This window comes from Bacillus sp. FSL L8-0654 (assembly GCF_038629965.1).
Classification (GTDB): domain Bacteria; phylum Bacillota; class Bacilli; order Bacillales; family Bacillaceae; genus Bacillus; species Bacillus safensis.
Map to the genome: position 1 here is coordinate 1,448,486 of NZ_CP152026.1, position 24,487 is coordinate 1,472,972.

Below are 24,487 nucleotides of genomic sequence, written 5' to 3' on the forward strand. Positions count from 1 at the left end.
GTTGAGGAAAAAGAAGCCTTTACTTAGTTTGACAGCCTTAATGGTGATATTCGGCATCATGGTCTCCATCCAATTTAATTCATTGCAAAAGCCCAAAGTTCGTGATACTCGCGATGTGTGGGAGCTAAGAGAGGATTTATCTGCATCTAAAAGTAAAGAATTGGATTTACTGAAAGAAATTGATAAATACGATGAAATGCTGAAAAAGTATGGTCATCAAGGAGATCAATCAAAAGAAGCTCAACTGACAAAAACATTAAAAGATTTAAAAGAAAAGGCTGGTTTTACAGAAGTGACAGGGGAAGGAATTGAAGTTGACATCTCTCAGCTTTTCTCCAAGGAACTGACCGGGGAAGAAGTGAAAAATATCCCGCCTGATCTTCTGAAAAAGTTAATCAACGAAGCCAATATGTATGGGGCAAAACATATTTCCATTAATGACCACCGTGTGATTAATACAAGTGTGATTCGAGATATTAATGGCACGACGAAAATGGATGGCTACAGCTTAGATGGTGATGAAGTGACCATCAAGATGATCAGCGACCAGGCCGACAAATTATACAGCCGTTTAAATGTATCAGATATTGGTGATTTGTTTGCTCAGGAAAATTTCGGCTTAAGTATTAGCCAGCCGAAGCAGCAAATTCAATTAAAAGCATATGACGGTGCGATTCAGTTAAACGAGTTGAAGCCTCTTGACGATGTAAAGGAGGGAAAATCTTAATGTGGCTTCCTGTACTTGGCTTAATCATAGGAGTTGCGATCGGTTTCTTAACAAATTTTACGATACCGAATGAGTATTCTAATTATCTTTCCCTCGCTGTACTTGCTGCGCTTGATACATTGATTGGTGGAATCAGGGCACATCTGCAAGGGGCATACGATGAACTAGTGTTTGTATCAGGCTTTTTCTTTAATATTATACTTGCAATAAGTTTAGCTTTTCTGGGCGTCCATCTTGGTGTAGACTTGTATTTAGTCGGAATGTTTGCTTTCGGCGTTAGATTGTTTCAAAATATAGCAGTTATTCGAAGAATTCTACTAACAAAATGGACAATTTCTAGAGAAAAAAAGAAAAAAAGTGAGTCATAAAAAAGGATATACATATGATGTAACGAATATTTTCAGTAATCCTAATAAAAAATGTTGATTTTTTAAGTTTTGTTACACACTTGTAAAAACACATTCATTGTATTGTTGTTCAGCAAATAATAGAATAGAAAGTATTGATATGTGAGGAGGTGCCATAGAATGAACAACAATGAAATTTACGTCAGCCTTGACATCGGTACATCCAATATAAAAGTCATCGTCGGAGAAATGGCGGATGATTCGCTTAACATTATAGGTGTTGGAAATGTCCCTTCAGAAGGGTTAAAAAAAGGATCGATTGTTGATATAGATGAGACAGTTCATTCTATTAGACAAGCATTTGAACAGGCTGAAAGAATGGTAGGTTTTCCTTTACAAAAGGCGATTGTCGGAATTAACGGAAACCACATTCATATTCAGAACACGAGCGGCGTGGTCGCAGTATCTAGTGAAAACAAAGAAATACATGCTGAAGATGTGAGACGTGTCTTAGATGCTGCACAGGTAGTATCTATTCCTCAAGAACATCTCGTCGTAGACGTCATCCCGAGACAATTTATCGTCGACGGAAGAGATGAGATCACTGATCCGAAAAAAATGCTTGGTGTTCGGCTAGAGGTGGATGGAACGTTAATTACAGGTTCTAAGACGATTCTACATAACTGGCTCCGATGTGTAGAAAGAGCTGGAATTGAAATTATGGATATTTGCTTGCAGCCGCTCGCATCGGGCTCAGCAGCATTATCGAAAGATGAAAAAAATCTAGGGGTAGCTCTCGTCGATATTGGCGGCGGATCTACAACGATTTCCGTATTTGAAAACGGGCATCTCTATTCTACTCACAGTATCCCTTTGGGCGGAGAGAACATTACAAAAGATTTGTCTATAGGACTTAGAACTTCTACTGAAGAAGCTGAACGAATCAAAAAACAATTTGGACATGCGTTTTATGATGAGGCATCGTCTGAAGAAACATTTGAAGTTTCTGTCATCGGTACCGATCAGAAACAGACGTATACACAGCTTGAGGCGGCTAATATCATCGAGGCTCGGCTGGAAGAAATCTTGCTCTTTGTGGCAGAGGAATTAAGAAATATGGGTGTCCATGATTTGCCTGGCGGATTCGTTCTAACAGGTGGACAGGCAGCTATACCAGGTATCCTTTCTCTTGCACAAACGGTCTTGCAAAACAATGTTAGAATTGCAAGTCCGAATTATATTGGGGTGAGAGAACCTCAGTATATGACAGGAGTGGGTCTGATCCACTTTGCTTATCGCAATGCAAAGATTCAGGGCAGACAAGTTGGATTCCAAATGCCGGATGAGGCGTTTCATGAAGTAGGCGCATCCATGGAGCCGGTTTCTTCTGCACCACAAGTGAAAGAAGCGCAGCCAAGACCGAAAGTAAAACAAAAAGCACAAGAAGAGACAAATAAAAAACCGGGCAAAATGAAAAAACTATTTAATATGTTCTGGGAATAGAATTAGATTTTCGACGGATTAGGAGGATTCAGCATGTTGGAGTTTGAAACAAATATAGACGGCCTAGCATCAATTAAAGTAATCGGAGTAGGTGGAGGCGGAAATAACGCTGTCAACCGAATGATCGAAAATGACGTACAAGGTGTCGATTTCATTGCAGTCAACACAGATGCACAGGCGTTAAATCTATCAAAAGCAGAAACGAAAATGCAAATCGGTGCTAAGCTGACAAGAGGGCTTGGAGCAGGTGCGAATCCTGAAGTCGGTAAAAAAGCTGCTGAGGAAAGCAAAGAACAGATTGAAGAAGTATTAAAAGGCGCAGACATGGTCTTTGTTACTGCTGGTATGGGCGGTGGAACTGGTACGGGTGCTGCACCTGTCATTGCAAAAATCGCAAAAGATTCTGGTGCATTGACAGTTGGAGTCGTGACTCGTCCTTTCACATTTGAAGGAAGAAAGCGTCAGCTTCAAGCAGTCGAAGGAATTGCTTCTATGAAAGAAGCAGTTGACACTTTAATTGTGATTCCAAACGATCGCTTGCTTGAAATTGTTGATAAAAACACGCCAATGCTTGAAGCATTCCGTGCAGCAGATAACGTGCTACGACAAGGTGTTCAAGGGATCTCAGATCTTATTGCTACACCAGGTTTAATCAACCTTGACTTTGCTGACGTGAAAACGATCATGTCCAATAAAGGTTCTGCTCTTATGGGTATCGGTGTTGCGACTGGTGAAAATCGTGCCGCTGAAGCTGCGAAGAAAGCTATTTCTTCACCACTTCTAGAAACGGCAATCGACGGTGCACAAGGTGTTATCATGAATATTACTGGTGGTACGAACCTAAGTCTTTATGAGGTACAAGAAGCAGCGGACATTGTGGCTTCTGCATCTGATGAAGATGTAAACATGATTTTCGGTTCTGTCATTAATGATAACTTGAAGGATGAAATTGTGGTAACTGTGATCGCAACTGGATTTATTGAGCAAGAGCCAGAGGTGTCAAAACCACAAAGAAATCCATTAGGGCAAGGATTAAAGCAAAATCAATCCATTCCTCAAAAACGTGAAGTAAAACGTGAGGAACATCAGCAGTCATCATCTCAGCCGAGACAAAATACACAATCAAGCGATGATACGCTGGATATCCCAACGTTCTTGCGCAACCGTAATAAACGCTAATCGAGTATCTCTCATCCCCTTCCACCGGAAGGGGATTTTTTCATGTCCAATATATAAAGAAACCCGCATCACTACTAATCAAAAAGTCTTAAATGTGTCTGGGTTACTTTATCCAACATATGTATTTCGACTTAGAGTGATTAAGTAAAAAGAATCATTTTTAAATCCTATTACAAAAAGCGACAAAATGATGAACTTTATTTGACTACATTAAATAGAACACCATGAATCTTGTCATGAACAAAGGAAAGGGAGGAGTTAAACCCATACACTGTTTGACCATTTGAGGAGGAGGGATTTGATTGAAAGTGAAGTTTCGCAAAACCGCCGGCTATCGTTTGATGAGTCTTTTGGTGATTGGTACTTTAATGATGACAAGCTTTGGGATGGTTCAAGCAAAATCGACTTCTACCTCATATCAAGAGGAAGCTGTTTCCTCCAAGAAAACAAAAGCAAAGATCTCATCTAGATTAATGAAACAGTTTCAACAAGAAGACAAGGTGACCTTTTTAGTCAAAATGAAGGAACAAACCAATGTCAAAAAAGTGGCGAAGGATGCTGTGTCAAAAGCCAAAAAACAAAAGTTAACAGCTGCTAAAACGCAGTACACAAAAAGATCAGCTGTCGTATCAGAACTAAGAGCGACGTCTGAAGAGACGCAGGAAGCGCTGCTTGCTTATTTACAAAAAGCCCAGAAGAAAAAGCAAGTGAAGGATATTCATTCGTACTATATTGTGAATGGTCTCGCTGTGACGGGAACGAAAGAAGTCATGGAAAAGGTAGCTTCCTTCCCAGAAGTAGATCAAGTGCTGCCAAATGAAATCCGTCAAATCCATCGTCCTGTTGATTTGAAGACTTCAAAGAAAAACAAACAAATCAAAGCAGCAGATGGAATCGAGTGGAATATTTCTCAAGTTCATGCCCCAGAAGCGTGGGCTTTAGGCTATGACGGAACTGGTACCGTTGTGGCAAGTATTGATACAGGTGTGGAATGGGATCATCCTGCATTAAAAGAAAAATACCGCGGATTTGACCCTGCACGTCCGAATGAACCTTCTCATGAATTCAATTGGTACGATGCAACGACAGGTTCTAAAGCGCCATACGATGATTTAGAGCATGGTACACATGTAACGGGAACGATGGTTGGCTCTGAGCCAAATGGAGAGAATCAAATTGGAGTCGCACCAGGTGCAAAATGGATCGCGGTGAAAGCTTTCTCAGAAGATGGTGGATCAGATGCTGATCTGCTTGACGCAGGTGAATGGATTTTAGCTCCAAAAGATGAAAACGGAACCCCTCATCCAGAAAAGGCGCCAGATGTGGTCAATAATTCTTGGGGCGGTGGGCCTGGTCTTGATGATTGGTATAAAGATGTGGTCAATGCTTGGAGAGCAGCGGACATCTTCCCAGAGTTTTCAGCTGGTAATACGGATTTATTTAACCCTGGCGGTGAGGGATCTATTGCAAATCCTGCGAACTATCCCGAAGCCTTTGCGACGGGTGCAACAGATCAAAACAACAAACTGGGTTCTTTCTCTTTGCAAGGCCCCTCTCCATATGGGGTCATGAAACCAGATATTGCGGCCCCAGGGGTAAATATTCGTTCTTCTATTCCAGGGAAAGGATATGAGGATGGCTGGAATGGGACCTCGATGGCAGGTCCGCATGTTTCAGCTATTGTGGCTCTTCTGCGCCAAGTACAGTCAGATCTGTCTGTTGAAGAGATCGAAGAAATTCTCATTAATACTGCAAAACCGCTGACAGATCAGCAATTCCCGGAATCCCCTAACAATGGCTATGGGGCAGGATTAGTTGATGCAAAAGAAGCCATCACAGCATTAACAGATGGAATTGGCAAGATTGAAGGACAGGTAACAAAAGAAGGAGAAGATACAGAACCACCTGTTTTTTCTCATAAAGGACCGAATGAAATTTTTGCCTCTACGCCAACACCTCTAAGTATTACAGCAGAAGATGAAGTAGCTGTGACAAATGTCTCCTTGAGCTATGAAGTGGATCAAGGGAAAAGGGAGACGCTGCAAGCAAAACGAACGGATGGAAATCATTTAAAAGGGACATATGTTGTTCAGCTCCCAGAACTTGAGGGAGAAAACGTCACGTACCGATGGATTGTGAAAGATTTTGGAGAAAATGAAGCTGCATCAGAACCGTATACGCTTCCGATTAAAACATCCATCACGACTGGCTACTCGCAAGATTTTGAAGCTTGGCCAAGTGGATGGTTTAGTGGTGGAACAAAAGATCCTTGGCAGTGGGGGAAGCCGACCACCGGTCCGAAAAAGGCCTTTACTGGAGATCATGTCTACGCTACAAACCTAGACAGTCCTTATGAAAATCAAACAGATGCTCATTTATCTATGCCGATGATTGCTGTACCTGAGTCAGGCTCCTCCTTTTTACAATATCAATACTGGCATGACCTTGAAGCAAATTATGACTATGTGCATATTCATGTGCAGCCTGAGGGGGAAGATGCTGTCCAAGTGGCAGCCTACACAGGCAAAACAAGTGGATGGACAAAAGGAGAAGTAGATTTATCTGCTTACAAAGGTCAGAACGTGAGAGTTATTTTTCAGCTAAGAACGGATGGCAGTGTGACAAAAGACGGTTTTTATTTAGATGATGTGAAAATAACAGATCAAGCCTTGCCTCAAAAGGCAAAGAAACAGCTTGGCGTCATCAAAAAAGAAAAGTCAGCACAGGAGCTGAAGAAACCCGTCGATCCGAAAAGCGCAAAGCCTGCTAAAATAAAAGAAAAACATGTCCAGATGAAAAAGAAAAAAAGCTTAGATGCCCCATCTATCAAAGCTCTTCCGATGAAGGCAGAAATCAGTGTTCTTGAAAGCGGCAAGTCCACGTACACAGATGAAGCGACAGGGAGATATCAGCTTTCTCATGGTGCAGGGGAATTTACAGTGAAAGCTGAAGCATATGGCTTTGAATCACGCACACAAAAAGTCAATATTTCTGCAAATGATCAGGCAGAGGCAAATTTCTCGTTACAGCCACTAGAAAAACGAACGATATCTGGCACAATTGTCAATGAAACAACGGGTGAAAAAGTAAAAGATGCTACGGTTTATCTTGTAGAGGATGCGAAAATTGAGCCGGTGAAAACAGATGAATCTGGCGAGTTTTCTCTAGAGGCATTGAGCGGTGTGTATACAGTCAAAGTATTTGCGAAAGGGTTTAAAGGATATTCGTTTACAGCCGATGTGACAGAAAAGCCGCTTGAAAAAGCAATCAAGCTGGAACCTTTCATCGGTTTTACTGGCGAAATTGGCTACGATGACGGAACAGCTGAAAATGCACGGGCGTTCTATGATCCTGGTAATGGCTGGGCGGTGAAATTTTCATTAGAAAAAGGGAAGAAACAAGCACAGGTCACAGGGGGGCTTTTCCGTTTCTGGACAACAGAGTGGCCAGCCCCTGGCGGGAATGAATTTGCGGTTGAAGTGTATGATGCTTCTGGGAAGGACGGCGCTCCAGGTAAGAAAATTGCGGGACCTTTTAAAGCGAATGCGCTGCGTAATGGTGAATGGACAAAAGTAGATTTAGAAGATCAAGCCATTACGGTGGATGGAGATTTCTATCTTGTCTATATTCAAACGAAAAAGAATACGGAATCTCCAGGCCTTGCAACAGATGAAGATGGACCAAATGCTGAAAGAAGCTGGCAGCTGACAAGCGGTGCCTTTTCTCCTTCTCCAAAAGAAGAGGGAAATTATATGATTCGTGCGCTTGTCCAATATGAAGCAGATGTGCCAGAAATAACATCTCCAAAGGCTGGAACGATCACGAACAAAGATGAACTGGAGATTGAAGGGAAAGCCTCTCCAGGGCTTGATGTAGCGATCTATCAAAACGATAAAGAGATTGCTAAAGTGCAAGCAGATCAGTCGGGTGCTTTCAAAGAGAAGGTTACAGTGTCAAGCGGAGAGCATGTATTCACGGCTGCTACTGTTACGGATAAAGGCGCAACGAAAAAATCCAAATCAGTCAAGGTGATCATTGATCAAACAGCCCCAGTGTTAACGATAGATACACCAAAAAAAGGGGAAAAGTCTAACAAAGAATCACTCACTGTAGAAGGAAAGGTATCGGATGATCATCTTGATCAAGTCACTGTGAATGGAAAAAAAGCAGCAATAAAAGATGGGAAATATTCTGCAAGAATCTTGCTTGAAAACGGGAAAAATACGATCAAAGTAACAGCAAAAGATGCAGCAGGAAACAAAACGACTAAAAAAGTCGATATCGATGTTCAATACGAAGCGCCTGAGATTTCTGAGCTGACACCAGCAGAGAATGTCAATCTATCATCAGGTGAGTCTGTTAAAATTTCATTTAACAGCAGAGAAAAGCTAGACGCAACGTTTGTCATTCACATGCCGCTGACAAACGCGAGATCAAAGCTGCAAAATACAACAGAGCTGCCGCTTCGCGAGGTAGCCAAGGGAACATATGAAGGTTACTGGACAGCTACTTCTACCGCCAAAGCAAAAGGTGCAGTCATTGAAGTGATTGTGCGGGATGATTATGGAAATGTTACTCGACAAAAGGCCCCAGGCACATTAAATATCAATGTAAAATAACACTTAAAAAAGGCACGACTCCTTGGAGCGTGTCTTTTTCGTTTCGAATGATTGTTTGTAAGCTTGTCCGGAAGCACACTCTCTTTCTTTGTGCTCTCATTCCTCGACAAAAACAATAACAATCCACCAAAAGTTCTCTATCATCCCCAACAAGAATTGACAGACTTCCATCTCTTGGCTGTTTTATACTGGTACAAACAAGTGCAAGTACTGCTTTTGATTCTTTGTTTCAGATGAAAGGAGCAGAAGGTGGTCATTTATTTAGATGTGATTTGGCTGTTAAACTTTTGTTTTGATCTATTGCTTCTCTTACTCACTGCATTTATTCTCAAACGACAAGTAAAAAAACGGCGATATATGTTAGGAGCTCTGATTGGATCGAGCATTGTTCTCTTGCTCTTTACACCATTTGCAATGTTTGTGTCACACCCTCTAGGCAAACTGCTTTTTTCTGTCTTGATCGTGCTTGCAACTTTTGGATTTCAAAGATTTCGATTCTTTTTTCAAAACCTGTTTGCTTTTTACTTTGTCACATTTTTGATGGGAGGAGGCATGATCGGGGTTCATTCGTTTTTACAAACCAATACTGTTATTCAAGACGGGCTGCTGATTTCACAAAATGATGGCTTTGGTGATCCCATTAGCTGGCTTTTCGTTTTAACCGGCTTTCCTGCGATTTGGCTGTTTTCAAAGAAACGATTAGGAGAGGTCGGTGCGAAAAAAAGACAGTTTGATGAACAAGTCCTTGCGGAGATACACATTCAAGGAGAGACCATCCGCTTAAAGGGACTCGTCGATTCTGGCAATCAGCTGTATGATCCTATGACGAAAACACCTGTGATGATCGTTCAAGCAGATCAACTCATGTCCATTTGCGGAGAGCCATTTATAGAGCTTATGAAGCAGTCTCATCCTGTTGAAGTGATGCAAAAGCTCGATGATCAATTTCCGCTTCTTGACCGTTTAAGACTTGTTCCATATCGAGCGGTCGGTCATGATCACGGGTTTCTTCTATGCTTAAAACCAGATACGGTCATCATTTATTCAAAAACGCATATGATCCAGCCAGCCAAGTGTTTTGTAGGCATGAGTCTGAGCGGTTTATCAGCAGATCAGGAATTTCAATCCATCATTCATCCAGATATGTTAGACGGAAAAATCATCCAAGGGGTGTCTTAAGTTTTGGTGATGTCTTTTATCTTACGAGGTCAACTTGACATTTAGAAGGGAGAAGAAGATGAAAAAATTAAAATTTAAACTCACTTACTACTGGTATAAACTCCTCATGAAGCTAGGTCTTAAGAGTGATGAGATTTATTATATTGGTGGTAGTGAGGCGCTGCCTCCGCCATTATCAAAGGATGAAGAGCAGGAACTGCTTGTCAAATTACCAAAAGGTGATCAAACAGCAAGGGCTATCCTGATTGAAAGAAATTTGCGGTTGGTGGTCTACATTGCAAGAAAATTTGAAAACACAGGGATTAATATTGAGGATTTAATTAGTATTGGAACTATTGGTCTAATTAAGGCAGTCAATACATTTAACCCAGAAAAAAAGATCAAGCTTGCGACATATGCTTCGAGATGTATTGAAAATGAGATTTTGATGTATTTGCGCCGAAATAATAAAATTCGTTCAGAAGTGTCGTTTGATGAGCCGCTCAACATTGATTGGGACGGAAATGAACTGCTTTTATCAGACGTACTTGGAACAGATGATGATATTATCACACGTGATATTGAAGCAAATGTAGATAAAAAACTTTTGAAAAAAGCGCTGGAGCAATTAAATGACCGTGAAAAACAGATCATGGAGCTTAGATTCGGCTTGGTTGGCGGTGAGGAAAAAACCCAAAAAGATGTCGCTGATATGCTAGGCATTTCTCAGTCGTATATTTCAAGGCTTGAAAAAAGAATTATTAAACGATTACAAAAAGAATTTAACAAAATGGTCTAAAAAAATTTTTAAAAAAGCTCTGTCCCTTTGCTGTCAAAGGAATCAACTTCTTTTCTCATGATTCTCGTCATCACTCGTGCATATTTTTCCATCCCAAGGAGATACTGAACTTTGTACAACAGCTCCTGTAGGGAGGGAAAAAAGTGTCCAGAAATAAAGTGGAAATCTGCGGAGTCGACACCTCCAAACTGCCTGTTCTGAAAAACGAAGAGATGAGAAAATTGTTCAGACAGCTGCAAGATGAGGGTGACGATACAGCAAGAGAAAAGCTAGTCAATGGCAATTTGCGGTTGGTTTTAAGTGTGATTCAGCGTTTTAACAACAGAGGCGAGTATGTGGATGATCTCTTCCAAGTAGGCTGTATCGGATTAATGAAATCAATTGATAATTTTGATTTAAGCCACAATGTCAGATTTTCAACTTATGCGGTCCCTATGATCATAGGAGAAATCCGTCGATACTTGCGTGATAACAACCCAATTCGGGTGTCTCGTTCACTAAGAGATATTGCCTACAAAGCGCTTCAGGTTCGTGAGAGGCTGATTAGTGAGACAAGCAAGGAGCCAACGGCAGAAGACATTGCCAAAGTGCTGGAAGTGCCTCATGAGGAAATTGTCTTTGCCCTAGATGCGATTCAAGATCCTGTTTCTTTGTTTGAACCGATCTATAATGACGGAGGAGATCCGATTTATGTGATGGATCAAATTAGTGATGATCGGAACAAAGACACACAATGGGTAGAGGAATTGGCCTTAAAAGAGGGAATGCGCAGATTGAATGATCGAGAAAAAATGATTCTCCGCAAACGCTTCTTCCAAGGAAAAACGCAAATGGAAGTCGCTGAAGAGATCGGGATTTCTCAAGCACAAGTCTCAAGACTTGAAAAAGCAGCCATCAAACAAATGAATAAAAACATCTTTTAAAGCCGCCGCTTCATGTGCGGCTTTTTTCATTCTTGGAAAGAGCACGTCTCTAGTATTGACTCTGTTATTTTTTTCATTTAATCTGTTTTTAACAAATGTTATTTTAGATATCATTTGTTAGGGAACACTTAAGCGGAAAGAAGGGTTATTATGACATTCCATGATGAAAGAAGGCTGCTCATTAAGGTTGCGCATATGTATTATGAAGAAGGCGCCACTCAATCTAAAATAGCAGATGCTGTTGGGGTTAGCCGTTCGCTCATATCGAAATATTTGGCAAAAGCACGTGAAGCAGGAATCGTGGAAATCATTATTCATGATGAAATGAATCAACAATATGGATCTTTAGAAAGAAAAATAGAGCGGAAATACGGGCTGCGAGAAGTCGTCTGTGTGGAAACGCTCAGCCAAGAAACAACAAAAAGCCGAATCGGCGCTGCGGCGGCAGGCTTTTTATTAAAAGTCATGAAGGATGGACAAGTCATCGGTTTTTCCTCAGGAACCACTTTGCATGAAATGGCGAAATCGCTTACGTCAGTTCAGCACTACCCATCCGTGACATTTGTTCCGCTTGTCGGGGGTGTGGGAAACGAAGATGTTGATATCCATGCCAATTATATTATTGCGAGATGCACAGAGGCACTCAAATCTAAATGTGAGTTTTTACATGTGCCTGTCATGCTTGATACGAAAGAAGCGAAGGATGTACTGATACGGCAGCCGTCAATCAAAAAAGTGATTGAATTAGGAGAATCATCAAATATTGCGGTTGTCGGGATTGGCGGGGTTCCGCAGCATTCAACGATGGTGAAATCTTATATGACAAGCGGTGAGGAGGATATTCTTCAAGCGAAGGATGTAGCGGGTGACATTTGCTATAACTTTATTGATCACCAAGGGGAAGTGTATCCTCACCCATGGAACGACAGGGTAATGGGCATAAGCCCGCAAAAGTTGAAAGAAATCCCGCTAGTCATTGGTGTCGCTGGAGGAGAAGAAAAAGTTGAAGCGATCCGGGCAGCCTTAGAAGGTGGATTAATTCATGTATTAATTACGGATGAACGAACAGGAGATGCCTTATTAAAGTAACTACCTAATATGATTAGGTAGTTTTTTTGAGTCTTTAGACTCAAAAAGATTGAAAATTTTATTGATTTTATCTTGACACAAAGTTGACACATCATATAAACTAAGTTCATAACAAATGATAAATAAAATAACAAATGTTACAAGAAACAGATTTTTGTTAATTTTTATAACATTTGTTAAAAGTTTCAGATTATTTTTCTAGCAATCTACCCGAGAAGCAAGAAAACCTGAAAGGATGATTTAGATGTCAATCTATCAACAGTTGTTAGCTCGAGAACGCAGTGGAGATCCAATCAAAGTAGGAATTATTGGGGCAGGCCAAATGGGCTTTGGACTTATTTCACAAATTTCTAAAATTCCAGGCATGATTGTAGCAGGTGTTTGTGATATTCACCTTAGTGCAGCAGAGAAGGCAGCGAATTTTTACAAGCAGCATGCGAAGCCGCATCAAATGGTCGTCACAAATGATTATAGAGAAGTGATTCAATCAGATTTTGTGGAAGTTGTCGTAGATGCAACAGGAGTGCCAGAGGTCGGAGCAAACATTTCTTTGGAAGCGCTTAATTCAAAGAAACATCTCGTTCTTTTAAATGTAGAAGTTGATATTACCATCGGTTTGGTGATGCATAAATTATTCACAAATGCAGGACTTGTTTATTCTGGATCAGCTGGAGACGAACCGGCAGCAACACTAGAATTATATGAATTTGCAAAAACAATGGGACTTGAAGTGCTCGTTGCTGGGAAAGGCAAGAACAACCCATTCTTCCCAGAAGCAAATCCAGATACGTGTAAAGCAGAAGCAGATAGTAAACATATGAGTGCACATATGCTCGCTGCCTTCCAAGACGGAACAAAAACAATGGCAGAAATGAACTTATTAAGTAACGCGACAGGGCTTTTGCCAGATAAAGTCGGTATGCACGGAGTCGAAGCAAATTTAGAGAATGTAGCAGATAAATTGAATCAAAAACAACAAGGCGGCGTGCTCGATAACTTCGGAGTCGTTGAATATGTAAATGGACTTGCACCAGGCGTATTCGTTATCGTCAAGAGTGATCTAGAGCCAGTAGATGAAGAGCTTCGTTACTTAAAAGTTGGAAAAGGTCCTCACTACACGCTTTACCGTCCTTTCCACTTAGCGAGTCTTGAAACACCTGTTACTATCGCAAAAGCGGTCTTACAGCATGATTCATCGATCCACCCGATTGGTGTACCAGTGTCAGAAACAGTCGCTGTTGCGAAAAGAGATATTAAAGCAGGGGAATCACTTGACGGGATTGGCGGATACTCCGTAAGAGGTGTACTTGAAACGCATCAAGACATGAAAACGAACGGTCACATTCCAATTGGTTTAATCAGCGGAAAAGTCGTAGCGAAAAAAGACATCAAATTAGGACAGTTCCTGACTCATGATGATGTAGAGCTTGATTCAAACACAACCGTCTGGAAGCTGCGTTCATTACAAGATCACTTATTTCAATCATAAGGACGTGAAGCTATGGAAAAATTAGCAATCGTACTTTGTATCATTCTCATCGTGCAGTATGGGTTATCTTTTATTCAAATCAAGTATTACCGCAAAAGCATGGACTCACTGATTGATGACTACAGAGGGAAACAAGGCTATCACTTATTTTCAGGAATGGAACGGCGCAAAGTTGGCCCTGGGGCCATTGCGCTCATCATTGTGGATGAATCGTATATCATTCAAAAATGCCATGTGCTTGGCGGCGTATCGATCTTATCTAAATTTAAAGAAGTCCCTGCATATGAAGGCAAGCATGTAGGGGCTGTGCTGGACGAGCACCACATGATGAAGAAAACGTTGAAAAAGCGCAAAAAAGCGCCAGCTGTCATGCAAGCACTTTCCATGGCGGCTGAGCAGGCACTTGTCTCGATTTCGAAAAAAAATATAACAAATGTGAACTAAAGAAAGGGGAGATGAAACATGGAATGGATTCAATGGTTTGGAGAGCACTTTATCGGAATGTTTGAAGCCGGCGGAAAGCAGTTCATGGGTCTGATTACAGGTATCGTTCCAACGCTTGTTGTGTTACTTACTTTCACTTATGCTGTCATGAAATTTATTGGAGAAGAGCGAGTGAATAGAGCCATTCAGTTTGCAGCGAAATATACCATTTTGCGCTACACGTTAATGCCGATCTTATCTGTTCTTATTTTGACAAACCCAATGGCTTATACGTTTGGCCGCTTCTTACCTGAAAAACAAAAACCAGCATTCTATGATTCAGCTGTTTCATTTGTTCATCCGGTGACATCACTGTTCCCGTATGCCAACGCAGGAGAACTATTTGTCTACTTAGGAATTGCGAACGGGATTAAAGAAGCTGGATATTCAATGTCAGAGCTTGCTGTTCGTTACTTCTTAGTCGGGATCGTCGTCATTTTGCTACGCGGAATCATTACTGAATGGATTACAAAATATTTAGCAGGAAAAATGAAAGCGAATTCACAATAGGGGAGGGTTAGACATGACAAACCACAAAGTATTTGTTGCAAAAGGTGCTGGCGGATGGGGAGAAGGCTTAGAGCTTGAACCAACTGGTAAAAGAAGAAAGGTTGTTTCCATTACAGGGGGAGGCATTCACCCGGTTGCACGTAAAATTGCAGAAATGACAGGGACAGAAGCATGTGATGGCTTTAAAAACTCTATACCAGAAGATGAAATGATGTGTGTTGTCATTGACTGCGGGGGAACAGCGCGAATCGGACTTTATCCAATGAAACGCATTCCAACTGTAGACGTTTTGGCATCCTCTCCTTCTGGGCCGCTTGCTAAACATATTACAGAAGATATCTTCGTATCAGGCGTAACAGAAAAAGATATTTCCTATGCAGAAGCATCTGATGGTGAGGCGAAAGCAGAAGGTCAGGAAAACAGTGAGTCGATTGACAAAGAGAATTTCAAAGAAACGTATGCAAAGCTGAAAGAGGAAAATATTGAGCGGCAGGAAAAAGGCAATTTCCTGATGAGATTCTCACGCGGAATCGGGAAAGTCACCGGTACGTTCTACCAGGCTGGCCGTGATTCTGTTGATATGCTTTTGAAAAACATTATTCCATTCATGGCATTTGTCAGTATGTTAATTGGAATTATCAATTATACAAAAATCGGCGATCTGATTGCCCATTTTCTATCACCCTTGGCAGGATCTCTTTGGGGGCTCTTACTGCTCGTTGTGGTCTGTACACTGCCGTTCCTATCACCTGTCTTAGGACCTGGAGCAGTCATTGCCCAAGTCATCGGTGTTCTGATTGGTAGTCAAATTGCACTAGGAAACATTCCGCCTCAATTTGCACTTCCTGCACTATTTGCCATCAACGGTCAAGTAGGGTGTGATTTTATTCCAGTGGGGCTGTCACTTGGTGAAGCGAAGCCGGAAACGGTACAATATGGGGTACCAGCTGTTTTGTATAGCCGTCTTATTACAGGGGTTCTATCTGTTGTGATCGCATACGTTGCCAGCTTCGGTATGTATTAAACGTATTAAAGGAGGAATCGAGATACATGGTAACACAATCTGTCGTAAAAGAAATTGGGATCTTAGTCCCGCAATTTAAAGAAGATAAGCTGATTGTTTTATTTGGACCCGCAGCGCCGCAGGAATTAAGAGATATGTCTGTCATTCATGAGTTCGAACATTTAGAAGAAGAGCCGCTGAAGCTAGGCGGAACCATTCAAGTGGGCGATCAAACGTACACGATCACAGCCCTAGGCAATAAAGCAAATGACAACTTTAAAGAGCTCGGCCATATTTCGATCTACTTCCAAGAGCCGTTTGATGATGTATTACCAGGAGCTGTATTTGCATCCCCGCACACGTTTCCTGATATAAAAGAAGGCGTACGAATTGAAATTTCGTAACCTTGTAAAAAAAGCTGTTCCTAAATTGGAACAGCTTTTTTATATGAGGTTTACCAGAAAGAGCATTTACGATATGCTGTAAACATTCATTATTTGTATATTCAGAATTTTTACTCAGGAGGAAGTTATGGTGTCACTTGAATTGAAGAATGTTTCATTAAAAAGAAATGGGAAATGGCTGCTGCAGTCTGTTGACTGGCAGGTAAATAAGCAGGAACACTGGGTGCTTTACGGTTTAAATGGTGCGGGAAAAACCGCTTTATTAAATATGCTCTGCTCCTATTATTTCCCCACCTCAGGCGAGATGACAGTGCTGGGGCATGTCTTTGGCAAGGAAGCTCTTGGTGAAAAGCTCAGGAGGAAAATTGGTCTCATCTCAGCGGGACTTGAAAAGAAATTGCACAGAGACGACAATGCTTTTGAAATTGTTTTGAGCGGAGCATTTGCTTCTATCGGGCTTTATGAAACCCCGACTGATGAAATGAGAGAGAAAGCCATTGATCTATTAAAAGCGTTTGGTTCATTCAAATATGCCAACAGAACATATGAAAACCTCTCACAGGGAGAGAAGCAAAAAGTCTTGATTGCGAGGGCTTTAATGAATGATCCGCAGCTTTTGATTTTAGATGAACCTGTGACGGGTCTTGATTTTTTAGCAAGAGAGCAAGTGCTGGAGACCATCTCATTTATTGCAGCAAAGCCTGATGCGCCTACTTTGCTCTATACGACCCATCATGCAGAGGAGATTCTGCCTGTTTTTCAGCACACCTTATTATTAAAAGATGGATCTGTTTTTGATCAAGGAGAAACGAAAGAAATGATGACAAGCGGCTTGCTTTCTTCTTTTTTTGAATGTCCGGTAGATGTCATGTGGAGAAATGGCCGTCCGCATTTAAGTAAATTGTAGATAAAAGAAACTATTGGTCTGCGTCCCTGCTTTTCCATCATACATATTATAGTAGAAAACGAAAGGCGGGGAAGGACAGATGATCAGTATTTCTGAATTCCAAATCAAGGATGTCGTCGATGTATCCAGCGGAAAAAAACTAGGCACCATTGGGGACATTGATATTAATGTGACAAGCGGCAAAATACAAGCGATTATTATTGGCGGCACAGGGAAAATGATGGGATTTTTCGGAAAAGAAGAGGAAATGATCGTCCCTTGGCGAAATATAGTAAAAATTGGCGAAGATGTGATACTTGTCCGATTGTCTTCTTAATTCATATAACTCCTCAATGAATCATTCAATTTTTCCTTAAAACAAACTCTCCATTCTCAGCAAACAATGTCTTTTTCGGGTAAAAAGATTACGTTTTCATATCAATTTGAAAAAAAACCTGCAGAAAGGGCACATTTGAGTGTAATATTTAATGAATCCCACTAACTGTCTATGCATGTCTTGTGGTAAAATAGGAGCGATATAAAGAGAGATGAATGAAAGGTGGGAGGCAGCTTTGACACACAAATATGACCCCTTTCAGCAGAAATCACCATATGCAATGACCATTCATGATTGGACGAACATGACATGTTCTGGAAAAGAGGTATTGGCCGGATTTACGACAAAAAATGGCGGCTTCAGCCTACCTCCATATCAATCATTGAACACTGGACTCCATGTAGGAGATGATGCTTCTAGTGTTCAAATGAATCGTCAAGTCATAGCAGATGCTGCTGCTGTGCCGCTCTCTGATTGGGTGTTTGCAGACCAAACACACGAGGATCGCATCCTGAAAGTCACCAAGGAGCAAAGAGGAAGAGGAAGTCTTCATTATCATGAGGCACTGCCTGGTACAGACGGTTTATATACCTCTGAGACGAACATGATGCTCGCTCTTTGTTTCGCTGATTGTGTTCCGCTTTATTTTCTAGCTCCGCAAAACGGATTAATTGGAACGGCTCATGCCGGCTGGAAAGGAACCGTCAAGCAAATTGGTGCAAAGATGGTTGATGAATGGGTCCGCCAAGAAGGTGCCAAGGCCGATCATATTCAAGTCGTCATTGGACCATCCATTGGCAGCTGCTGCTACATAGTCGATGACGCAGTCATGGATCAAGTGAAACAGCTTCCTTTTTCAACAGAGGATGTGTATTCCGAGATTTCACAAGGACAATATAAAATTGATTTGAAAACATTAAACAAAAACGTATTGCTTCATGCAGGAATAAAAGAAGAAAACATACATGTCAGTTCGATGTGCACAAGCTGCAATGATCAGCTATTCTTCTCACACCGGCGTGATCAAGGCAAAACAGGACGTATGATGTCTTTTGTCGGGTTTAAGGAGGCATAAGTGCAATTGAATGTACGAGAGAATCTCAGACAAATAAATGAACAAATAAACGAAGCATGTAAAAGAGCCGGTAGACATCCAGCAGATGTATCGGTCGTTGCTGTGACAAAGTATGTCTCAATTGAACGAGCACAAGAAGCCAAAGAAGCAGGAATTATGCATTTTGGTGAAAATCGTGACCAAGGGTTACTTGAAAAGCAGGCGGCCATAACCGATGAAAACATTAGCTGGCACTTCATCGGCAGTTTACAGACGCGAAAAGTGAAATCTGTCATTCAGACAATTGACTACTTACATTCGCTTGACAGAATGTCTCTTGCGAATGAAATTGAAAAAAGAGCGGATCACACAGTTCGCTGTTTTGTACAAGTGAACACGTCACTTGAGGAGTCAAAACACGGCTTGAAAAGTGAAGACGTCATTCCGTTTGTGAAGCAGCTCGCTGATTTCAAACAGATTGAAATTGCTGGACTGATGACGATGGCTCCATTTACAGATGATCACACTGTGATTCGAAACTGTTTTAAAACATTAAAAAACCTTCGAGAAGAAGTAAAACATCTTAACCAAGTAAATGCACCTTGTCAGCATTTATCGATGGGCATGTCAAATGATTTTGAAATCGCAATTGAAGAAGGTGCGACATTCGTTCGGATTGGCTCTTCACTTGTTGGAAATGAAACAGGAGGTGCGTGACATGAGCATAAAAAATAAGTTTAAAAGCTTTTTCACTCTCGACGATGAAGAGTATGAGTACGAATATATTGATGAAGAAAGAGAACCCGTTCAAGAAGAAAAAGGAACGAAGGACAAAGCAGCATTTCAAGATCGCCCGCAGACAGGAAAACAAAATGTCGTCAGCTTGCAAAGCGTGCAAAAATCCTCTAAAGTGGTGTTAAGTGAGCCGCGTGTTTATGCAGAGGCGCAGGAGATTGCAGACCATATTAAAAACAGACGTGCAGTCGTCGTGAATTTGCAGCGCATTCAGCATGATCAAGCAAAGCGAATCATTGACTTCTTAAGCGGAACCGTTTATGCAATCGGTGGAGACATCCAGCGTATTGGCTCGAATATATTCCTCTGCACACCTGATAATGTAGATGTATCTGGTACAATATCAGAGCTATTGACAGAGGAAGAACCTCAGAGGTGGTAAATCATAGTGATTCTAAATTTCATTTTTAATATTTTAGGAACGGTATTAACGATTTACTCATTCGCGATTATTATTTACATCTTTATGTCATGGGTGCCATCTGCAAGAGAAACTGTGTTTGGCCGTTTTCTGACAAATATTTGCGAACCGTATTTAGAACCATTTCGTAAAATTATTCCGCCAATCGGCATGATTGACATCTCGCCGATTGTGGCATTGCTTGTGATTCGTTTTGCATCATCATATGGACTAACTGGTCTTTACAATATGATTGTGCGCTTCATGTAAACAGGCTGCCGGGCTTGGCACTGCCAGGCTCTTTTACATAAGAGGGGAACAAAATGAGCGATATCTATCAGCATTTTAGAAAAGACGAACAGCCATTTGTCGACCAAGTGTTAGGCTGGAAAAAAATCGCACTCGACCAATATCGAATGAAATTAACAGATTTCCTTGATCCGCGTGAGCAATTTATTACTGAGTCCGTCATCCAGCATGGCGAAGAACTTGGGATCATGTTTTTTGGCGGGTATGAGGGAGCGGAGCGCAAAAGAGCCCTCATTTATCCTGATTATTTAGAACCTTCTATTCAAGATGTTGAGCTGTCATATTTTCAGGTGAACTATGCGAAAAAGTTTATTTCTTTAGAACACCCGAAGCTTCTCGGCTCATTGATTGGGACAGGCTTGAAGCGTCAAAAATTCGGAGATCTATTATTTTCAGAGGAAGATGTGCAGTTTATTTGTACAAGTGATGTCGCCGATTTTGTGCGGGCGCAGCTGACTCATGTCGGCAGAGCAGCCGTTTCATTAGAGGAAATCACACAGGCAGAAATAAAGCCAGTGATCACGAAGACTGATATCAAAGAAGATACCATTTCTTCACTTCGGCTTGATGCTGTATGTGCTGCTGTCAGCCGTCAGTCTCGGCAAAAAGCACAGCTTTTAGTCAAAAATGGGCTTGTCAAAGTCAATTGGAAAGTCACAGAGGACCCTTCCTTTACAATCGGTGAAGGCGATCAGCTCTCTGTTCGGGGATTTGGCCGCTTTAGCCTCAAAACGATTGATGGGAAGACCAAAAAAGATAAATTCAAAGTAACATTTGAGCTTCTGACATAACGAACTTGAATCTGGAGGTGGCGAGGTTGCCATTAACACCTAATGATATTCATAATAAAACGTTCACAAAAAGCTTTCGCGGCTATGATGAAGATGAAGTAAACGAGTTTTTAAGCCAAGTACGTAAAGACTATGAGATCGTACTTCGTAAAAAGAACGAGCTTGAAGACAAAGTAAATGAGCTTGATGAAAGACTAGGTCATTTTGCAACAATTGAAGAGACATTAAACAAATCGATTCTTGTGGCGCAGGAAGCAGCAGAAGACGTAAAACGTCATTCTGATAAAGAAGCAAAATTGATTATTCGTGAAGCAGAGAAAAATGCAGACCGTATTATCAACGAAGCGCTGTCAAAATCAAGAAAAATTGCAATGGAAATCGAAGAGCTGAAGAAACAGTCGAAGGTCTTTAGAACTCGTTTCCAAATGCTCATCGAAGCGCAGCTTGATCTTCTGAAAAATGACGATTGGGATCATTTACTGGAATATGAAGTAGACGCTGTCTTTGATGAAAAAGAATAAGCGCATCATCTTGACATGACGTGCTCATGTTGCATATAATACCATCATAAATTAACAAGAGATAAACGTTTGAAAGGGACACTCGCAGCTGTCACATGCGTAATAAAGCGAATCAGGGATGGTGGAAGCCTGACATTACGAGACGCTGCAATGAGATCACCCCTTTAGTTCCTTTTCTGAAAAAAACCAGTAAGAAAAGGCGTCTGATCACGTTACGATTTTAGAGTGGATAAGCGGCTCTTTCATATCGCTTGTCTAAAAGGGTGGTACCGCGAGACAAGCCTTCTCGTCCCTTATGGGATGAGAGGGCTTTTTTTATTGTTTTTTAATCAGAATTTGCATGTGGAGGAATGGGTATGAACTACAAAGACACCTTATTAATGCCGAAAACAGAATTCCCGATGAGAGGGAACTTGCCGAACAAAGAGCCTGAAATCCAAGAGGAGTGGGCAGAGAAAGACATCTATCAAATGGTTTTAGAGCGGACTAAAGGACGCCCGACGTTTATTTTGCATGATGGACCTCCATATGCGAATGGTGACATTCATATGGGGCATGCACTCAATAAAATCCTAAAAGATTTTATCGTCCGTTTTAAATCAATGAACGGGTATCATGCACCGTATGTTCCGGGCTGGGATACACACGGGCTGCCAATTGAAACAGCTCTTACTAAAAATAAAAAAGTCAAACGCAAAGAAATGTCTACAGCAGAATTCCGCAAACTATGCGAGGAGTATGCTTGGAAGCAAATTGAAGGTCAGCGCAGCCAGTTTAAGCGATTAGGCGTTAGAGCAGACTGGGACAATCCATATGTCACATTAAAGCCTGAATACGAAGCACAGCAAATCCTTGTCTTTGGTGAAATGGCGAAGAGAGGCTATATCTATAAAGGATTAAAGCCTGTTAACTGGTCTCCTTCAAGTGAATCAGCCCTCGCTGAAGCGGAAATTGAATATAAAGACAAACGTTCACCATCGATTTACGTTTCGTTTAAAGTAAAAGATGGCAAAGGCGTTCTTGAAAACGGCGAACAATTCATTATCTGGACAACAACACCTTGGACGCTTCCTGCAAACCTTGGCATTTGTGTTCATCCAAACTTAGAGTACAGTGTTCTTCAAGTCGGTGCTGAGCGTTATGTCGTTGCATCTGAACTGGTTGAACAAGTAGTAAAAACACTCGGCTTTGAAGAATACGAAGTTGTGAAAACATTAAAAGGTAAAGAATTAGATAAAATCGTTGCAGCACATCCAATTTACGATAGAGATTCTCTTGTGATGCTTGGCGATCACGTGACAACTGATGCGGGAACTGGCTGTGTTCACACAGCACCAGGCCACGGGGAAGATGACTTTATTGTCGGTATGAAATACGGTCTTGATGTGCTCTGTCCAGTAGATGAAAAAGGTGTGATGACAGATGAGGCGCCTGGTTTTGAAGGACTATTCTACGAGGATGCCAATAAAGCCATCACAGAACAGCTTGAAGCAAAAGGTGCGCTGAAAAAGCTCGACTTTATCACGCACTCCTACCCGCATGACTGGAGAACGAAAAAACCAACGATTTATCGTGCGACAGCTCAGTGGTTTGCATCCATTAAAGATTTTAGAGAAGCGTTATTAGACAATATTAAAGAAACAAAATGGGTTCCAGCATGGGGAGAAACACGCCTGTTCAATATGGTGCGTGACAGAGGTGACTGGTGTATTTCAAGACAGCGTGTATGGGGCGTTCCAATTCCAGTCTTTTATGCGGAAAATGGTGAGCCGATCATCACGGACGAAACCATTCAGCATGTATCTCAATTATTTAGAGAGCATGGCTCGAATATTTGGTTTGAAAAAGAAGCAAAAGAGCTATTGCCAGAAGGCTTTACACATCCAGGCAGCCCGAATGGTGAATTCACAAAAGAGCAGGACATCATGGATGTATGGTTTGATTCCGGTTCTTCTCACCAAGCTGTTTTAGAAGAAAGAGATGACCTAGTCCGTCCGGCAGATCTTTATCTTGAAGGCTCTGATCAATATCGCGGCTGGTTTAACTCCTCTTTATCAACAGCAGTTGCTGTTACTGGAAAAGCACCATATAAAGGGGTCCTAAGCCACGGCTTTACGCTTGATAAAGAAGGACGTAAAATGAGTAAATCATTAGGCAATACGATTGATCCAACGAAGGTCGCGAAGCAGCTTGGTGCAGAAATTCTTAGACTTTGGGTATCTTCTGTCAACTATCAAGCCGATCATCCAGTGTCTGATGATATTTTGAAACAAGTAGCAGAAGTCTATCGTAAGATCCGTAACACCTTCCGCTTCCTGCATGGAAACTTATTTGACTTTGACCCAGCAGTTAATGCCGTGCCAGTAGAAGAGCTTCGCGAAGTGGATCAATACATCATGATCAAATTAAACAAATTGATTGATAAAGTGAAAAAAGCTTATGATGATTACGAATTTGCGGTCGTCTATCATGCGATTCACAATTTCTGTACGATTGAGCTCAGCTCTTTCTATCTCGATTTTGCAAAGGATGTCGTCTACATTGAGCATGCCGATCATCCAGACCGCCGCAGCATGCAGACGGTCTTCTACGAAACATTAATGGCATTAGTGAAGCTGACTGCACCAATTCTTCCGCATACAGCAGATGAATTATGGAGCCACTTAAGCTTTGTTGAAGAGCCAAGTGTTCAGTTAACAGATATGCCAGAAGGTGTGCTAGTTCCTCAAGCTGAAGCGACAGAAACGAAGTTTGACCGCTTTATGGAGGTACGTGACGATGTGCTAAAAGCGCTGGAGATTGCGCGTAACGAGAAAGTCATCGGACGTTCACTTGAAGCAAGTGTGACGCTTTATGCGACAGATGAAGTGAAAAACCTTCTTGCATCCATTAAAGAAGATGTGAAGCAGCTCTTTATCATCTCTGAATTAACGGTAGAAGATGAGCAGCATGCAGATACATCAGCGCCTGAATATGCATCAGGACGAATTGTGGTTCAAAAAGCAGAAGGAGAACTGTGCGAGCGTTCCCGCATTATTTCAAAAGACGTTGGGGCAAATCCGAAATACCCAACATTGTCGCTGAAAAATGCTGAAATCGTGGAGAAATATTACCAGAATTAACAGTGCGATATCACAAGCTGGCGCCCCGTCATATGCGGG

23 protein-coding genes are annotated in these 24,487 nt (G+C 41.5%); all 23 read left to right on the forward strand.

What is annotated here, in order from left to right; genetic code table 11:
* Position 1: 1 nt before the first annotated feature.
* Positions 2 to 727 (forward strand): DUF881 domain-containing protein, encoded by a 726-nt coding sequence (locus tag MHH65_RS07360; protein WP_034281689.1) that lies wholly within the window; start codon positions 2 to 4, stop codon positions 725 to 727.
* A complete protein-coding gene (locus MHH65_RS07365) occupies positions 727 to 1,095 on the forward strand; it encodes a small basic family protein (protein WP_003210988.1) in 369 nt (122 codons plus the stop codon). The genes MHH65_RS07360 and MHH65_RS07365 overlap by 1 nt, the downstream gene beginning before the upstream one ends.
* A 159-nt stretch (positions 1,096 to 1,254) precedes the next feature.
* Complete coding sequence (ftsA, locus tag MHH65_RS07370; protein ID WP_034281692.1) at positions 1,255 to 2,577, forward strand: cell division protein FtsA; 1,323 nt, start codon at positions 1,255 to 1,257, stop codon at positions 2,575 to 2,577.
* Between the two features lie 33 nt (positions 2,578 to 2,610).
* A complete protein-coding gene (gene ftsZ / locus MHH65_RS07375; RefSeq protein ID WP_024426931.1) occupies positions 2,611 to 3,756 on the forward strand; it encodes a cell division protein FtsZ in 1,146 nt (381 codons plus the stop codon).
* A gap of 302 nt (positions 3,757 to 4,058) precedes the next feature.
* On the forward strand, positions 4,059 to 8,375 hold the full coding sequence (locus tag MHH65_RS07380) for a S8 family peptidase (protein WP_268414357.1): 4,317 nt from the start codon (positions 4,059 to 4,061) through the stop codon (positions 8,373 to 8,375).
* A gap of 249 nt (positions 8,376 to 8,624) precedes the next feature.
* A complete protein-coding gene (gene spoIIGA / locus MHH65_RS07385; RefSeq protein WP_024426933.1) occupies positions 8,625 to 9,554 on the forward strand; it encodes a sigma-E processing peptidase SpoIIGA in 930 nt (309 codons plus the stop codon).
* Between the two features lie 58 nt (positions 9,555 to 9,612).
* Positions 9,613 to 10,332 carry an RNA polymerase sporulation sigma factor SigE gene (gene sigE, locus MHH65_RS07390; RefSeq protein WP_007499746.1) on the forward strand — a complete coding sequence of 240 codons (720 nt, stop codon included), beginning with the start codon at positions 9,613 to 9,615 and terminating at the stop codon, positions 10,330 to 10,332.
* A gap of 143 nt (positions 10,333 to 10,475) precedes the next feature.
* Positions 10,476 to 11,255 carry an RNA polymerase sporulation sigma factor SigG gene (sigG, locus tag MHH65_RS07395; protein ID WP_024424250.1) on the forward strand — a complete coding sequence of 260 codons (780 nt, stop codon included), beginning with the start codon at positions 10,476 to 10,478 and terminating at the stop codon, positions 11,253 to 11,255.
* 150 nt (positions 11,256 to 11,405) lie between these two features.
* The gene (locus MHH65_RS07400) at positions 11,406 to 12,344 is read left to right on the forward strand and encodes a sugar-binding transcriptional regulator (RefSeq protein ID WP_024424249.1); all 939 of its coding nucleotides are present in this window, start codon (positions 11,406 to 11,408) and stop codon (positions 12,342 to 12,344) included.
* Positions 12,345 to 12,588: 244 nt separating this feature from the next.
* Positions 12,589 to 13,833 (forward strand): SAF domain-containing protein, encoded by a 1,245-nt coding sequence (locus MHH65_RS07405; protein WP_024426935.1) that lies wholly within the window; start codon positions 12,589 to 12,591, stop codon positions 13,831 to 13,833.
* Between the two features lie 12 nt (positions 13,834 to 13,845).
* The gene (locus MHH65_RS07410; protein WP_024424247.1) at positions 13,846 to 14,277 is read left to right on the forward strand and encodes a transcriptional regulator GutM; all 432 of its coding nucleotides are present in this window, start codon (positions 13,846 to 13,848) and stop codon (positions 14,275 to 14,277) included.
* Between the two features lie 18 nt (positions 14,278 to 14,295).
* Positions 14,296 to 14,826: a PTS glucitol/sorbitol transporter subunit IIC gene (locus MHH65_RS07415; protein ID WP_024424246.1), complete on the forward strand. Its 531-nt coding sequence runs from the start codon at positions 14,296 to 14,298 to the stop codon at positions 14,824 to 14,826.
* A 13-nt stretch (positions 14,827 to 14,839) separates the two neighbouring features.
* The gene (locus tag MHH65_RS07420; protein WP_024426936.1) at positions 14,840 to 15,850 is read left to right on the forward strand and encodes a PTS glucitol/sorbitol transporter subunit IIB; all 1,011 of its coding nucleotides are present in this window, start codon (positions 14,840 to 14,842) and stop codon (positions 15,848 to 15,850) included.
* Positions 15,851 to 15,876: 26 nt separating this feature from the next.
* On the forward strand, positions 15,877 to 16,233 hold the full coding sequence (locus MHH65_RS07425) for a PTS glucitol/sorbitol transporter subunit IIA (RefSeq protein WP_007499733.1): 357 nt from the start codon (positions 15,877 to 15,879) through the stop codon (positions 16,231 to 16,233).
* Between the two features lie 130 nt (positions 16,234 to 16,363).
* On the forward strand, positions 16,364 to 17,140 hold the full coding sequence (locus tag MHH65_RS07430; protein ID WP_335351048.1) for an ABC transporter ATP-binding protein: 777 nt from the start codon (positions 16,364 to 16,366) through the stop codon (positions 17,138 to 17,140).
* A gap of 79 nt (positions 17,141 to 17,219) precedes the next feature.
* Entirely contained in the window at positions 17,220 to 17,456 is a 237-nt protein-coding gene (locus MHH65_RS07435) for a YlmC/YmxH family sporulation protein (RefSeq protein WP_008344958.1), read from the forward strand.
* Positions 17,457 to 17,691: 235 nt separating this feature from the next.
* Complete coding sequence (gene pgeF, locus MHH65_RS07440; protein ID WP_024426938.1) at positions 17,692 to 18,531, forward strand: peptidoglycan editing factor PgeF; 840 nt, start codon at positions 17,692 to 17,694, stop codon at positions 18,529 to 18,531.
* Between the two features lie 6 nt (positions 18,532 to 18,537).
* A complete protein-coding gene (locus tag MHH65_RS07445; protein WP_041118124.1) occupies positions 18,538 to 19,227 on the forward strand; it encodes a YggS family pyridoxal phosphate-dependent enzyme in 690 nt (229 codons plus the stop codon).
* Position 19,228: 1 nt separating this feature from the next.
* On the forward strand, positions 19,229 to 19,687 hold the full coding sequence (gene sepF, locus MHH65_RS07450; RefSeq protein WP_024424241.1) for a cell division protein SepF: 459 nt from the start codon (positions 19,229 to 19,231) through the stop codon (positions 19,685 to 19,687).
* Positions 19,688 to 19,693: 6 nt separating this feature from the next.
* Positions 19,694 to 19,975: a YggT family protein gene (locus MHH65_RS07455; RefSeq protein WP_024424240.1), complete on the forward strand. Its 282-nt coding sequence runs from the start codon at positions 19,694 to 19,696 to the stop codon at positions 19,973 to 19,975.
* A gap of 53 nt (positions 19,976 to 20,028) precedes the next feature.
* A complete protein-coding gene (locus MHH65_RS07460; RefSeq protein ID WP_024424239.1) occupies positions 20,029 to 20,805 on the forward strand; it encodes an RNA-binding protein in 777 nt (258 codons plus the stop codon).
* 26 nt (positions 20,806 to 20,831) lie between these two features.
* Positions 20,832 to 21,326, forward strand: coding sequence for a DivIVA domain-containing protein (locus MHH65_RS07465; protein ID WP_008344947.1), 495 nt, complete (start codon positions 20,832 to 20,834; stop codon positions 21,324 to 21,326).
* A gap of 356 nt (positions 21,327 to 21,682) precedes the next feature.
* Complete coding sequence (gene ileS / locus MHH65_RS07470) at positions 21,683 to 24,448, forward strand: isoleucine--tRNA ligase (protein WP_024426939.1); 2,766 nt, start codon at positions 21,683 to 21,685, stop codon at positions 24,446 to 24,448.
* Positions 24,449 to 24,487 lie beyond the last annotated feature (39 nt).

What these genes read in the sequence shown, in the direction of transcription:
- MHH65_RS07365 (WP_003210988.1), top strand. Translation starts at nt 727, where the DNA reads ATGTGGCTTCCTGTACTTGGCTTAATCATAGGAGTTGCGATCGGTTTC.
- ftsA (WP_034281692.1), top strand. Translation starts at nt 1,255, where the DNA reads ATGAACAACAATGAAATTTACGTCAGCCTTGACATCGGTACATCCAAT.
- ftsZ (WP_024426931.1), top strand. Translation starts at nt 2,611, where the DNA reads ATGTTGGAGTTTGAAACAAATATAGACGGCCTAGCATCAATTAAAGTA.
- sigE (WP_007499746.1), top strand. Translation starts at nt 9,613, where the DNA reads ATGAAAAAATTAAAATTTAAACTCACTTACTACTGGTATAAACTCCTC.
- MHH65_RS07400 (WP_024424249.1), top strand. Translation starts at nt 11,406, where the DNA reads ATGACATTCCATGATGAAAGAAGGCTGCTCATTAAGGTTGCGCATATG.
- MHH65_RS07405 (WP_024426935.1), top strand. Translation starts at nt 12,589, where the DNA reads ATGTCAATCTATCAACAGTTGTTAGCTCGAGAACGCAGTGGAGATCCA.
- MHH65_RS07410 (WP_024424247.1), top strand. Translation starts at nt 13,846, where the DNA reads ATGGAAAAATTAGCAATCGTACTTTGTATCATTCTCATCGTGCAGTAT.
- MHH65_RS07415 (WP_024424246.1), top strand. Translation starts at nt 14,296, where the DNA reads ATGGAATGGATTCAATGGTTTGGAGAGCACTTTATCGGAATGTTTGAA.
- MHH65_RS07420 (WP_024426936.1), top strand. Translation starts at nt 14,840, where the DNA reads ATGACAAACCACAAAGTATTTGTTGCAAAAGGTGCTGGCGGATGGGGA.
- MHH65_RS07425 (WP_007499733.1), top strand. Translation starts at nt 15,877, where the DNA reads ATGGTAACACAATCTGTCGTAAAAGAAATTGGGATCTTAGTCCCGCAA.
- MHH65_RS07435 (WP_008344958.1), top strand. Translation starts at nt 17,220, where the DNA reads ATGATCAGTATTTCTGAATTCCAAATCAAGGATGTCGTCGATGTATCC.
- sepF (WP_024424241.1), top strand. Translation starts at nt 19,229, where the DNA reads ATGAGCATAAAAAATAAGTTTAAAAGCTTTTTCACTCTCGACGATGAA.
- MHH65_RS07460 (WP_024424239.1), top strand. Translation starts at nt 20,029, where the DNA reads ATGAGCGATATCTATCAGCATTTTAGAAAAGACGAACAGCCATTTGTC.
- ileS (WP_024426939.1), top strand. Translation starts at nt 21,683, where the DNA reads ATGAACTACAAAGACACCTTATTAATGCCGAAAACAGAATTCCCGATG.